The sequence below is a fragment of the Belnapia mucosa genome (assembly GCF_016775475.1).
Lineage (GTDB): Bacteria > Pseudomonadota > Alphaproteobacteria > Acetobacterales > Acetobacteraceae > Belnapia > Belnapia mucosa.
Genome location: NZ_JAEUXJ010000012.1, coordinates 139,759 through 152,275, shown reverse-complemented (window position 1 = coordinate 152,275; position 12,517 = coordinate 139,759). Strand labels below are relative to the sequence as shown.

Genomic DNA, 12,517 nt, shown 5'->3' with positions numbered 1-12,517 from the left:
CTTTAGTAACTCTCGAGCGCTGCAGCTGGCGGGGCATCGCTTTGAGGATCGGCTCCCGCGGCATAGGCCTGATGCTCGGTGAATAAAAACCGATGCATTGCGGCAAGGCTGCCGATGCGAGAAATGAGGCGGCGCAAACCCTCCATTCTCGCCACCTCCTTCGCGCGCCGCGCCGCAATGCTCACCTCCGTCAGACCTAGGTCTGGCACCGTATGGTAGTCCACGGTGTAAGGCGGTTCGGCTGGGGAAAGGCTGAAGACCCAGTCGAAGATCATCCGGGTCCGTGGCATGTGGAACTCCGAGTTCACCACCAACAGGCGTCGAAGACCGGCCGGATCGGTATGGATCATACGGGCGAAATAGGCGTTCCCGATCGTGTCGAGTGATGCCGTCTCAGTCCAGATCCGTGCCGCCGGCACGCCGCGCGCGAGCAGGGCCTCCGCGGCGGCAACGGATTCCAACACTGGGAAGCCCGCAGCATTGAGCGGTGGGGCACGATGAACGGTGTGCGCACTTAGCGGGATGATGGGTGCCTCGCCGGCCAGGGCCTCGGCCGCCTCTAACCGGTTCAGCACAAATGGCGGCAGCGTGCCGCCTGGTCGCAGGCCACCGCCGGGCACAAGGACTGCGTCATATTGCTGCATAGGCTCAAGCATAATCGGAAGGCGACACGACGTGGGGCGCGTTTGACGCGCTTTCGCAGAATGTTACCTCCAGGGCTAAACCAACTCCAGCTTGGAAACCCTAGTCCACCCCGTTGATGACGCTCCTCTGGAAAAGCATTGTGCTAGCCGGCGTTGGCAGGGCTGCAGGTTTCAAACTGGGCGTGGTTTGTCAGCGCTTACGGTCCTTGGGGCCGGCTTCGTCCTTCGAGTCCTCCGCCACCCGTGCCGCAGCGGCTTCCGTCGCGGCGCGGTCATCGCCACCATAGCCTGCCTTGGGAGTCGCACCGCCCGCTTCCCCCGCCGCCTCCGCGTCGCTCGAGGTGGGTGCCCCTCGGCCTTTCTCCTCAGAGGCCCAGCCCGGCTTCCTGGTTCCTTTTCCCTTGTCGTTCGGCATTTTCAACTCCGTGGGTCGGAGATCGAAAGGCTGAACGCAAGGAGCAGTTCCGGTGCGGACCTACTACATAATAGTCGCGGTAGAGCTCTGGCGGCAGGTTGGGGGCGACCGGCAGCTCGTGGCGGCTGTCCGTGGTGCGGGATGTGCGGCGGCGGCCCCGGCCAGCCGAGAGCCTCGTCTCGCGCATTAGCCGCTCGACGCGCCGGCGCGAATGCCGCAGCCCTTCCCGGCGCAGCTCGGCGTGGACGCGTGCCAAGCCGTAAACCCACCGGCGAGCGGCGAAGATGCGGCCGACCTGCCTGCGCAGCTCGGCTTCCGCCTCGGCACGGCTTTGGACGGCGTGGTTCGCCCGCTCGGCCGACACAAAGCTGAACGTCGTCCCGTTCATCCCCTTTGCGGCTCAACCGCCTTGGCGAAAAAAGCCGCCGCCTTGCGGAGGATCTCCACCTCCTCCTGGAGCCACTTCAGCTCGCGCTTCAGGCGCTGCGTTCCGGCCTGCTCTGCTTTGCGGGTACCAGCAGCCAGAAAGGCGTCGCGCCAGCTGCTCAGGGTAGCCGCGGTCACACCTAGCGCCCGCGAGACCGTCTCCAGGTCCTCGCCCCGGAGCAGCCGCAGCACCGCGTTCCGCTTGCGCTGCCGTGACATCCGGCCGTCCCGGCCAGGACCAGCGGCATCCGTCAGCTCTGTCATCGTCGTAAACCCGATCCGCGGACACCGTCCACTTGCGGGATGTCTCATTCAACTGCGAAGCGGAGGATGATCACACAGTTCGTCAGGCCCCAGCCGACGGACGCTGACGCTTCGGTGGCAGCTCACATAAATAGCCCCGGATGAACGGAGGGAGGTCGTCCGCCTGCAGCAGCGCGAGTGGATCGACGAAGCGGGCACTCACAACTTCACGGTTGTCGAGGCGGATGGGAGGCTCGGCCTGCAGGTGCAACTCGAAGATGCGCACGCGGTCGCGTCGGTAGTCCCAATCCACAACCATTTCCCGGGCGAGCACGAGGGCATCGGCGCTGACGGCCAGCCCAAGCTCCTCGCCGAGTTCACGTCGAGCCGCGTCCCTGGGGTCTTCATTCCGGTGAATCCCGCCTCCGGGCCAGGAGAAGTTCGAGCGGTAGGATTGTCGAACGACAAGGATGCGGCCGTCGAGCCAGATCGCCACAACGGCACCGTCATGATCTGGGCGGCGCAGCCACCACCAGAGCCGGGCCGCGTGGAAGCCGACCTTGTAGGCAGTCCGCCAGAGCCAATCCGTCATAGCAGACGCAATCTCCATTCCTTCCGTGTCGGTGCACAGAGCCGTGGCGGATGGCCCAGATGCAACAAATCCGTTATGGTTTCGGGAACGCCATTCAAACACAACGCCGCCCGGCGTCACCGTATCCCGGAAGTACGCTACCGGATCCGGAACTGGCCAGCCTATAAGGCCGGGCTACGGCGGCGTGGCGACCTGACGCTCTGACTCGATGATGATGCCCTGAGCGGGTGCCAGGCACCGCGGCGGAGCACGCCCGGCGGCCAAGCTCGGGAATCGGATGCAGTGATCGAGCCGGTGCTGATGCTGCGGCTCGTCCTCCATCTCGCCCCGCGCCCAGCTGAGGGCTTCGCGACGAGCGTGCTGCAGTTACTCGGGCCAGCGTTACGTGTCCCGGGCCACACGACCTTGCGCCGGCGCAGCCGCAGCTTCGTTGGCGGCAGCCGACGGTGGTCCCGCACGACCGGCTGCACCTGCTGACCAATGGTAAGGGCCTCAAGCTGTTTGGCCGGGGCGGATGGAATGAGGAGAAGCATGGCCGAGCGCACCGGTCCTGGCGCAAGCTGCATCTCGCCGTCGGTGCTGGCACCGGCGAGATGGTCTCAAGCACGGGGATTGCCGAGGCATCAAGCCAACGTAAGCGCCACATTCCGCTCGTCGCTGAGAAGAGCCGCATGGCTTGGAAAAAGGAAGCAGGTCACGGCTGCCGCAGTCTCGCCGAGACTACGGCTGCCAGATACACGACGATCGTTGGCTCAAGGCTGCGCGCCCACCTCGAACGGACATCCGGTCTAGCATCTCGGCGCGAGGCCGCACGCGGCCTGGCTTAAGAGTTCATGCCCAAGCCATCGCCAGACGCATGAAGACTCGCGGGAACTTTGCCGACATGCGCGTTGACCACGGGAGTATGCTGCTGTTCGGCCGCGAACCACGCGATGGTGGATTTCAGCCCGGTGCTGAGTGGAATGCGTGGCGACCAGCCCAGAAGCTTGTTGGCGCGGGCGATACTGGGTCGGCGCCGGCGAGGGTCATCCAGCGGCAAGGGGCAGAACACCGTCGACGAGCGCGAACCTGTCAGGGCGATAACCTGCCCTACCAGTTTTGCAATCGTCAGCTCCGCTGGGTTGCCAAGATTGATCGGGCCGTCCAAGGGCGTCTCACACGCACCAAGCCGCATCAATCCATCCACCAGATCCTCGGCGTAGCAGAAGGACCGGCTTTGCGTGCCGTCACCATAGATAGTGACCGGATTGTCGGCCAGCGCCTGGGTGATGGCATTAGAGACGATGCGGCCATCATCGGCTCGCATCCGCGGGCCATAGGTGTTGAAGATCCGGGCGACGCGGACATCAACGCGACCCATCCTGGCGTAGTCGAAGGTCAATGTCTCGGCGGCGCGCTTGCCCTCGTCGTAGCAGGCCCGTGGTCCGGTCGGGTTAACATTGCCCCAGTAGGTCTCGACCTGTGGATGGATCTCGGGATCACCGTAGATCTCGCTCGTCGATGCCAGGACGAACCGCGCTCCCGACGCCTCGGCTAGGCGGAGTAGGTTCCGCGTGCCGAGCACGCAGGTCAGCAGAGTGTGCTCCGGATCCGCCTGGTAGTGCGGCGGCGAGGCAGCGCATGCGAGGTTGAACACGGCGTCGATTTGAAGCCGGCCAAGACGCGCGGGCAGCGCATTGATAACATCCGCCTCAATCAGTTCAAAACGTGGCTCGCGCTGAAGATGCGCCAGGTTGCGCGCCCGTCCGGTGCGGAAATTGTCGACGCATATGACGTCGACATTCTCCGACAGAAGGGCATCGCAAAGGTGCGACCCGAGGAATCCCGCGCCGCCGGCGACGACGGCGATCTTGCGCTGCATCTTGCTCATGATGTCGCCCTCTCACCTGGGCCGCTGCCGGCCTGCTCCGGACTGGACGAGTAGCGGCGCAGATAGGCTTCCAGTTCCGCAGCGCGGTGGGCAGCAGTGTGATGGGAGCACACACGTCGCTGCACGGCGACGGCCAGGGCCAATCGGCGGGACTCTGGGACTTCCAGCAGCGTCTGCAGCACGTCCTCGGGTTCCCTCACGAGGATAATGTCCTCGCCCGGAGCAAAAATCTCATCGATGCCGGCCCATATGTCGGAGAGGATGGGGGTTCCGCAGGCGCCGGCCTCGAACAGCCGGACACTCGGGCTGTAGCCCGCTCGCACCATGTCATCGCGGGTGACGTTCAGCGTGAAGCGGCTCATGGCGTAGAATTCGGAATGCGCGCCCGGAGGCACGTGCTCGAGCCGTTCCACATTGTCGGGCCAGCAGATGTCCCCCGGGTATTGCGGACCGGCGACGACGAACCGCAGCTGCGGCGCCCGTCGCGCCGCCTCGAGCAGCAAGTGCTCCAGCTTAGGTTGGCGGTCGGCACTGTAGGTGCCGAGATAGCTGAGATCCCAGCGATGCGGCAGCCCGAGCGGGCGGTAGGCTTCCGCATCCACAGAACAGTACAGCACCCGCGCGGCCGGCGAGCCATACTGGCCCATCAAGCGATCGAGCGTCGGTCCGCCGGTGAAGGAGAGGTACAGATCGTAGCCGGGGATCTGCCGGGCAGCCAGGTATTCCTCGTCGCCCCGCTCCAGCTTCGCCAGTGTCACCGGCGTGTCGATGTCGTAGAAGGCAGTGATCCCCCGGGCGATACGCTGCACCAGCGCGCCGACGGCAACACCCTCCGGTACATAGGAGCCGACAATGACCGCATCGGCATCGGCGATGACCTCGTGCCAGCGGCCCAGCTCGGCGAGGTCGCGGTAGAATTCCAGGCGGCAGAAGCCGGGATCGCCGAGGTCGCGATGCGCAGCATACCACGGTACGTCGCGTTCAAGGAACAGCACGTCATGGCCGCGCGCAGCGAAGGCGTTCAGCAGGGCGCGGTAGGTGGTCGCATGGCCATTGCCCCAGGAGGAGGAGAGGCTGAGGCCGAGCACCACGACCCGCAAGGGCGGAGGAGCCACAGGCATCATGCGACCACCCGGGCACGCTTGCGGGAGGCTTCCTCGCGCAGCAGGGCATCCACCTGCGTGCCGCGTCGGGCATAGGTGTGCTCAGACAGGATGCGCGCACGTGCCGCCTCTCCGATTGCGCGGGCCCGTGCAGGAGTCAGTTGCCGGACATGCTCGGCGACTTCTGCGCCATCGCGGGCGACCAGCACCTCCTCGCCTTCACGGAGGAAGAGCTCGAGGCCGACCCAGGCATCGGTGATCAGGCAGGCGCCGGCACCCGCCGCCTCGAAGACGCGGGTCGCCGGGGAGAATCCGACCGCTGCCATGCTGTCGCGGGCGATGTTCAGTACCGCGAGGCCGGAGGTGTTGAAGGCGTTGTGCTCGCGCGTGTAGACATGCCCGATATGCCGGACCTGCGGCGGCATATCCTTGGTCTCCCAACCATTGCCACCGATCAGGAAGCGCCGCTCCGGCAGCATCGCGGCGGGGCGCAGGAAAAACTCCTCGACCCGCGCCTCACGGTCTGGCAGGCGGTTGCCAAGGAAGGACAGGTCGGCAGCGAAGCGCGGCTCGGCCGCCACCGGGTGATGGGTCTCCGGATCGAGGGCATTGTAGACCGGTACGCAGCGGCGCGCGCCGAAACCCTCATAGGCCTCGACTACCGGCGGCCCACCGCCATAGGTCAGCACCAGGTCGAGCGCAGGCAATGTGCGGCGCAGGCAATGGTCCGGGTTGCCGCGCAGCTCGGCCAGGGTCGCCGGTGCGTCGACATCCCAGAAGATGCGGATGGCATGCGGCGCCGCCGCTGCCATCACGCCCTCGAGCAGCGCATCGTCGAACACCCCGACACCGCTGGCCTTCACCACCACATCGGCCTGGCGCGCCTCGCCGATCACCTCGCGCAACGCCGCCTCGGTGGCCGGGTAGACGCGCACCATCGCCCACTCGGGCGGGTCGATGTCGCGGTGCTGTTGCCGGTCGAAGGCGTCGGGCTCGTAGAAGGTGATCTGGTGGCCGCGCCGGTGCAGATCGCTGATCAGGCCACGATAATAGGTCGCAGCACCATTCCAGTAGGAGGACAGCAGGCTCGAGCCGTAGAACGCAATCTTCAAGAACTGGTCTCCATTGCCGTGGGGACGTCCCGCAGCCTGCCGTGGATCGACAGCAGCTCCGCTGCCCGATGGGCGCAGGTGTGGCGGGCGCGGATGGTGCCCAGCCCGCTCGCGACCAGGCTGGCGCGCAGATCGGCATCATGGCGAATAGCGGTCAGGTGGCGCGCCATCGTCGCCCCGTCCTGCGCCACGAGATAGTCCTTTCCCGGGTGGAAAAGCCCCTCCGTATCCTGCCACGGCGAGCAGACGAGAGGGATCCCACAGGCCAGCGCCTCGAAGACCCGGATGGTCGGGATGCCGGGGAGCCGGTCGACATAGAAGCGCCGCGGAACATGAACCGTGGCGAGATGGCGTGCGAACACCTCCGGCGCGCGTGCATTGGGCAGCCAGCCCCGATACCGCGCACCATAGGCGGCAAGCGTCCTTAGCGCCTCGTCCGGGTAGCGCACGCCATGGATGTCGAGTGCCAGGGCGGCGACCTGCGCGGGTGCAAGCAGGAAATGCTCGAGCTCCTCGCTGCGCTCGTCGTCGCCCCAATTGCCGATCCAGACCAGGCCCTCCCGCCTGGCTTCCTCGGCAGGCGGATGGAACAGCCGTGTGTCGGCGGCCTCGTGCCAGACATGGACCCGATCGCCCCAACCCCATTGCCGATAGACCGCGGCCAGAGTCTCGCCGAAGGCAAGCACGCCATCATAGCCGTCGAGGTCGAAATGTCGGATCGCGTCGGGGTCGCTAACCGCTCTATGATGGGTATCGTGGAACAGCAAGACGAAGCGGCCGCCATTGCGCCGCATCCGGCCGAGCGCCGCGACCAGCCACGGCTCGTTCCATTCATGGACGACGATCAGGTCGGCACCCTCGGCCGCTTCGGCCAGATCGGCCTCACTGTCATAGGTCTGGGCCTGTAATTCGGGATAAGCTGCGCGGAAGGCGTCGAGGCCGGCCGGCCCATGGTCGCGCAGCAGGTTCTCTAGGCTCCAGGCTTGGGTCGGCTGCCAGGTCGCCACCTCATGGCCTCGCAACAGGAACTCCCGCAGCACGCCGCGGAGGAAATGCGCGTTGCCGTGGTTCCAGCAGGAATCAAGGGAATGGGTGAAGTAGACCAGCTTCACGCCGCGACGTCCTTTTGCATCGAGCCACATTGGCCGGCGAGAAGCCGGCGGTAAGCGTCCAGCATGGTGGTAGCCTGAGTCTCGACCGTGAATCGTTCTGCCCGTTCCCTTGCCGCAACGCCCAATGCAACTCTGCGTTCCCGGTCCGCCGCGATATGCTGCACCGTGGCGGCGAGTGCGGCGTCATCGCCGGGCTGCACGAACTCCGCAACCCCGTCCCACAGCTCGCGGAAGCCAGGGATGTCCGACAGGACCAGCGCGCACCCGGCCTGCGCCGCCTCCAGCACCGCCAGGCCGAAAGGCTCATATCGGGCCGGCGCGACGAAGATGGGACGTGTGTCCAGGAGGTGGGCGAGCGTGGTGTCCGAGAGCCGTCCGAGCAGCCGCAGATGCCGCAGCTCGACCTGGGCGCCATTCGGGCCGCGCGTGTCGCCGGCGGCAAGAACCGGAATCGGCAGCCTGGCTGCTGCCCGGTCGAGCGTCGCCATGTCCTTGCCCTCGTCCCAGAGCCGGCCGGCCGTGAAGGCAGCATCCGCCGGTATGGGCTGCACAGCGGCAGGGCGGGCCATCGCCCGGCGTCCGTTGTAAATCACCAGCGGCGGTTGCCGCAGCCTGTAGGTCCGTGATGTCGCAGCGGCGAAAGCGGCTGTCGGCGCGACCAGGAGCCTCGCCGCCGCATAGGCCTGGCCCGTCAGCTCGGCGCGCCAGCGGAAGTCGTCCGGCAATGGCCCGTCCCGGACCGCCTCCCACCAGGTCGCGACACAGGAATGGCAGGCAATGACGAGCGGTGCCGGGAAGGCGGCGCAGGCGGCGGGCGCCGGCGTGTTGAGATGCACCAGATCCGCACCAATCTCCCTCGCCAATCCTGCCAAGGCTTGACCCGAGGCCGCGATCTCTGCCCTCGAAGTGGCGAGCCATTCGAGCGGCAGGCCCGTCTCCAGCAGCCGCAGCCCTGGCACTGCGGCCGCGGCCGCACGCTGGTCCGCCGTCGGTGCGGGACCGAGCACCGCAAGTGTGGTCTCCACGCCATGCGGTGCCAGGCCTCGCAGCAGATCGACCGCATAGGACCACACGCCACCCACCGCATCCGCCGTCATCAGCAGCCGGATGCGGGGCGAGGGACTCATCGGCAACATGCAGCCTCGAGCTCGGGCAGCAGGGCCACCCGGTCGTCCTGGATATCGCTCAAGACGGAGAACTGGGCGAGGTAGTGGGTATGCGCCCGCTCCCATGCCTCGTCATCCGGAGCGCCCCAGAGGCGGTGGTAGTCCGGCGAACTCGGGTAGGGGTAGAGCGGCACGGGATCGTTGGCCCAGACGCCGCCACGCCGCAGCGTCTCACGCCAGGCCGCGATCATGGCGGGATCGTCGCCCGGCGTCTTGATCAGGTTCGCCTGTACGAAAGGCACCCTGCGCTTCGCATGCAGCAGCCGCTCGGTGAGCTCCTCCGTCGACATCCGGCAGTTCTTGTCGAGCGCGGCCCGGCCCTCCGGCGTCAGGCTTTCCACCCCGGCCTCGATCGAGACGCAGCCCGCCGTGCCGAGGAGATCGAGCATTTCCGGCTTCCAGAGGTCGAGGCGGGTCTGGATACCGAATTGCAGGTTGCGGCCGACCAGGGCTTCCAGCAGGGCGCGCTGCGGCAGGAAGATCTCGTCGATGAAGTAGACATAGCCGACGCCCTGAGCGATCAGCCCGTCCAATTCGTCGAGCAATGGCGCCAGGGGGCGCCGCCTGTAGGCGTCGCGGAAGTCGATCTTGGCGCAGAAGGAGCAGGAATAGGGGCATCCGCGGGAGGCCTCGACCTCGGCGCCGGGCACCGCCGGCTGCGCGTCGAAGCGATGATGATGGTGGTGATGTCGTGCGATCCACGAATCCGGCCAGCGCAGCGCAGGCAGCGTTGCGAAGGCACCGGCATGCGGCGCACCGGTGACCCGGATCTCGTCGCCATCCCGGAAGGCGATGGCCGGTACCCGTGCGAGGTCGCCTTCGCCGGCAAGCCGGAGAACGATCTCCTCGCACTCGCCGCGGACTACCACGTCGACGCCGAGCTTACGCAGGGCGGCCGCTGGTGTTGCCGAGCCGTGGGGGCCGACCGCGACCGTGCGACCGCCCCGGCCGTCGAGGGCCAGGAGGAACTCCCGCGGGACGCGAAGCTCCGGCGGTGCGCACCGCCAGAACAGGTAGCTGGGCGCGGTCGTCACGACGGTCATGTCAGGTTGGAAGGCGACGACTTCGGTCACCGCTTCAGCCAAGGGCAAGGCGAAGAGATGCGCGTCCACCATCAGAACGACGTGGCCGGCGGCTTCCAGCAACGCCTTGCTATAGCCTAGCTCGAGCGGCAGATGCGGCTCGCGGCAGCCGAAATAGATGCTGCCATCGAAGCGCCAAGGCGGGTTGACCAGCGCGACCTTCATGGCAGGGCCTCCGCAGGATGCGACGGAGTGACCGCAGCGGTTGGGCCGTGATTCTGCCCGCGCAGCCAGTCCGCCAGGGCGGCGAGGCCGTCCTGCCAGGGGGTCGGTGGCCGCAGGCCGAGCGCCCGAGTCGCTAGGCGCGTGTCGGAGACGTAGTAGCGCTGGTCGCCCGCACGCCAGTCGCCGTGCTGCACCTGGACCGGCGAACCGAGCAGCGTGCCGATGTGCTGCAACACCTGCCGCAGGCTGACCGCATTGCTCGGGCCGCCGCCTAGGTTGAAGGCGCTGCCGCGCACCCGACCGATATTCCGCCAAGCCGCGACATAGGCACCGACGGCATCATCGACGAACAGGATGTCACGCACCTGGCAGCCATCGCCGAAGACACTGACCGGCTTGCCTTGCAGGGCACGGATCAGGAAATGCGCGACCCAGCCCTGGTCCTCGGTGCCCATCTGCCTTGGGCCGTAGATGCAGCTCATGCGGAAGACGGCGGTCGGGATGCCGAAGCTCCGTGCATAGTCCAGCACATACTGGTCCGCCGCACCCTTGGAGCAGCCATAGGGAGTGTGGAACTCGAGCGGCCGGTCCTCGCCGATGCCGTTCAGGCGGATCTCCTGCGCTTCCGGCCGGTAGGCGTTGTCCTCAAGCCGCAACGCGAGATCGGCCAGGTTCCCGTAGACCTTGTTGGTGCTGGCAAAGACAAGCGGCAGATCCTCCCGGGCGCGCCGCACGGCTTCGAGCAGCAGAGTGGTTCCCTGCAGGTTGGTGCGGAAGTCCTCGGCGGGATCCTCAAGGCTGGTGGTGACCGCGACCTGCGCCGCGAGGTGAAACACCGCACCGGCCTCCCCGACCGCGCGGCCGAGCTCGCCGGCCTCGCAGATATCCGCAATGACCGGGATGATGCGGCCAGCATGCCGGTCCCGCAGCCATTCGAGATTCGCCTGGACGCCAGGGCGCCGCAATGCGTCATAGACCAGGACGCTGTGGCCTTCCCTCGCCAGACGGTCAGCCAGGTTGGCGCCGATGAACCCCGCGCCGCCGGTGATCAGGACCGGCCGACCTTTCGCCGTCACGCCACCAGCCCCCGCGCGGCGAGCTCATTCCTCGCATGGCTGACGCGATCTTCCGCCTGCTGCAAGGCGACCCACTCCGCCAGTTCGCTAAGCCCATCGACAAAGTCGCAGCGGGGCTCGAAGCCGAGCACGGTGCGTGCCAGGCCGAGATCCGGGATGCAGTGGCGGATGTCGCCGGCGCGCGCCTTGCCGGTGATCTCGGGGGCCATGCCGTGCTTCCGCATCGCTCCGGCGAGAAGCTGCGCGACCTCCGCGACCGTGCGGTCGACGCCGCTGGCGATGTTGAACACACCGCCCGCGGCGGCGGGATGCTCCAGCGCCAGGACGAAGGCCTGGGCCACGTCCTCGACATGCACGAAGTCGCGGCGCTGCGCGCCATCCTCGAAGATCATTGGCGGCTGGCCGTTGTGAAGGCGGGAGGCGAAGATCGCCAGCACGCCGGTATAGGGGTTCGACAATGCCTGCCCCGGACCATAGGCGTTCCAGAGCCTGAGCGCGACGCCTTGCATGCCATAGGCAGGGGCGAGGGTGAGCGTCAGGCGTTCCTGCATGTATTTGGTGATCGCATAGACCGAGGCCAGCGCTGGCCGCTTGGTCTCCGGCGTCGGGATCGGGATGAGCGGCCGCCCGGCTGGATCCAGCGGGTCCCAGGATGCCGTAGAACCCGTGCGCGGGACCCGGACGACATCCTCGTAGCAGCGCCCTTCCGCATCCCGGTAGAGTCCCTCGCCATAGATGCTCATGGACGAGGCGACGACGACTCGGCGCACGGGCTTTTCAATCAGGCCCTGGAAGAGGACGGCAGTACCGTGGTCGTTCACCGACACGTAGCGATCGATAGCGTACATGCTCTGGCCAACGCCAACCTCGGCGGCGAGGTGGACCACGCTGTCCACACCCTGCAGCGCACGGGTAACCGCCGCAGCGTCGCGCACATCGCCGATCTGCAACTCGGCATCGCGGCCAAGAAGTTCCGGATCAGGCTGCTGGCCATGAACCTGCTCGATGAGGCTGTCCAGAATTCGAACATGATGCCCACGCGCGAGAAGCGCCCGGGTGAGATGCCTGCCAATGAAGCCGGCGCCGCCGGTAATGAGAACACGTTCCGACAATTGGGCGCCTCCGCAAGATAGTGTCGCCGGCTATGGCGGCAACGCCGCGATAGCTTGGCTGGTATGGCTTGCCGGACGCAACCCGGTATTGTCACCCGCTCCGGTGATCGCCAGCATCCGAGAGAGACAAACGCGTCCTGAGTCGATTCGTATCCGCGGCGGAATCGGTGTTCACCCGGATTTGTTGTCAGGCAAGTTTATAACGGTGGCGCCAATCGCGCCGTCGCGCGTTCGATCTGCGATCATCGCCGCGGCTACATGGTTGCGTGCCACCCGATTGCGGCTTTACGCCTAAGCATAAGCAGCGACGTGTCATGAGGAGATCGACCTTGGGCTCCAGATCAGTGCGGGTTGGCTTGGTCGGTGTCGGCAATTGTGCGTCATCCTTCGTTCAAGGAC

At 66.6% G+C, this 12,517-nt stretch carries 13 protein-coding genes and 1 pseudogene; 2 read left to right on the top strand and 12 right to left on the bottom strand.

Annotated features, from left to right (window positions below):
- Positions 1-2: 2 nt before the first annotated feature.
- The 4 genes and pseudogenes from JMJ55_RS22980 to JMJ55_RS22965 form a co-directional block, all read right to left on the bottom strand.
- Positions 3-644 (bottom strand): YdcF family protein, encoded by a 642-nt coding sequence (locus JMJ55_RS22980; RefSeq protein WP_202827940.1) that lies wholly within the window; start codon positions 642-644, stop codon positions 3-5.
- 365 nt (positions 645-1,009) lie between these two features.
- Positions 1,010-1,447, bottom strand: coding sequence for an IS3 family transposase (locus JMJ55_RS22975; RefSeq protein WP_202827939.1), 438 nt, complete (start codon positions 1,445-1,447; stop codon positions 1,010-1,012).
- A gap of 8 nt (positions 1,448-1,455) precedes the next feature.
- A pseudogene (locus JMJ55_RS32095) lies at positions 1,456-1,797 on the bottom strand (hypothetical protein); the annotation flags it as partial.
- 34 nt (positions 1,798-1,831) lie between these two features.
- Positions 1,832-2,320 (bottom strand): NUDIX hydrolase, encoded by a 489-nt coding sequence (locus JMJ55_RS22965; RefSeq protein ID WP_202827938.1) that lies wholly within the window; start codon positions 2,318-2,320, stop codon positions 1,832-1,834.
- A gap of 219 nt (positions 2,321-2,539) precedes the next feature.
- Between JMJ55_RS22965 and JMJ55_RS32090 the strand changes: the two genes are divergently transcribed.
- Together JMJ55_RS32090 and JMJ55_RS22955 are read left to right on the top strand one after the other, a co-directional pair.
- Positions 2,540-2,797, top strand: a complete 258-nt coding sequence (locus JMJ55_RS32090; protein ID WP_202827970.1) for a transposase — start codon at positions 2,540-2,542, stop codon at positions 2,795-2,797.
- Entirely contained in the window at positions 2,767-3,147 is a 381-nt protein-coding gene (locus JMJ55_RS22955; RefSeq protein ID WP_202827937.1) for a hypothetical protein, read from the top strand. Before JMJ55_RS32090 ends, JMJ55_RS22955 begins: the two co-directional genes overlap by 31 nt.
- Here JMJ55_RS22955 and JMJ55_RS22950 read toward each other — a convergent pair.
- From JMJ55_RS22950 to JMJ55_RS22915, 8 genes are read right to left on the bottom strand one after another with little or no spacing between them, the layout of a single operon-like run.
- Positions 3,144-4,190: a UDP-glucuronic acid decarboxylase family protein gene (locus JMJ55_RS22950; protein ID WP_202827936.1), complete on the bottom strand. Its 1,047-nt coding sequence runs from the start codon at positions 4,188-4,190 to the stop codon at positions 3,144-3,146. The two genes, JMJ55_RS22955 and JMJ55_RS22950, sit on opposite strands and share 4 nt — an antisense overlap.
- Positions 4,187-5,281 carry a CgeB family protein gene (locus tag JMJ55_RS22945; protein ID WP_328702759.1) on the bottom strand — a complete coding sequence of 365 codons (1,095 nt, stop codon included), beginning with the start codon at positions 5,279-5,281 and terminating at the stop codon, positions 4,187-4,189. The genes JMJ55_RS22950 and JMJ55_RS22945 overlap by 4 nt, the downstream gene beginning before the upstream one ends.
- Before the next feature lie 29 nt (positions 5,282-5,310).
- A complete protein-coding gene (locus JMJ55_RS22940) occupies positions 5,311-6,405 on the bottom strand; it encodes a CgeB family protein (RefSeq protein ID WP_202827934.1) in 1,095 nt (364 codons plus the stop codon).
- Entirely contained in the window at positions 6,402-7,517 is a 1,116-nt protein-coding gene (locus JMJ55_RS22935) for a CgeB family protein (RefSeq protein ID WP_202827933.1), read from the bottom strand. The genes JMJ55_RS22940 and JMJ55_RS22935 overlap by 4 nt, the downstream gene beginning before the upstream one ends.
- On the bottom strand, positions 7,514-8,614 hold the full coding sequence (locus JMJ55_RS22930; protein ID WP_236033944.1) for a glycosyltransferase family 4 protein: 1,101 nt from the start codon (positions 8,612-8,614) through the stop codon (positions 7,514-7,516). The genes JMJ55_RS22935 and JMJ55_RS22930 overlap by 4 nt, the downstream gene beginning before the upstream one ends.
- Before the next feature lie 26 nt (positions 8,615-8,640).
- Positions 8,641-9,930 (bottom strand): TIGR04295 family B12-binding domain-containing radical SAM protein, encoded by a 1,290-nt coding sequence (locus JMJ55_RS22925; RefSeq protein ID WP_202827931.1) that lies wholly within the window; start codon positions 9,928-9,930, stop codon positions 8,641-8,643.
- Positions 9,927-11,006, bottom strand: coding sequence for an NAD-dependent epimerase/dehydratase family protein (locus JMJ55_RS22920; protein WP_202827930.1), 1,080 nt, complete (start codon positions 11,004-11,006; stop codon positions 9,927-9,929). The genes JMJ55_RS22925 and JMJ55_RS22920 overlap by 4 nt, the downstream gene beginning before the upstream one ends.
- The gene (locus JMJ55_RS22915) at positions 11,003-12,118 is read right to left on the bottom strand and encodes an NAD-dependent epimerase/dehydratase family protein (RefSeq protein ID WP_202827929.1); all 1,116 of its coding nucleotides are present in this window, start codon (positions 12,116-12,118) and stop codon (positions 11,003-11,005) included. Before JMJ55_RS22915 ends, JMJ55_RS22920 begins: the two co-directional genes overlap by 4 nt.
- Positions 12,119-12,517 lie beyond the last annotated feature (399 nt).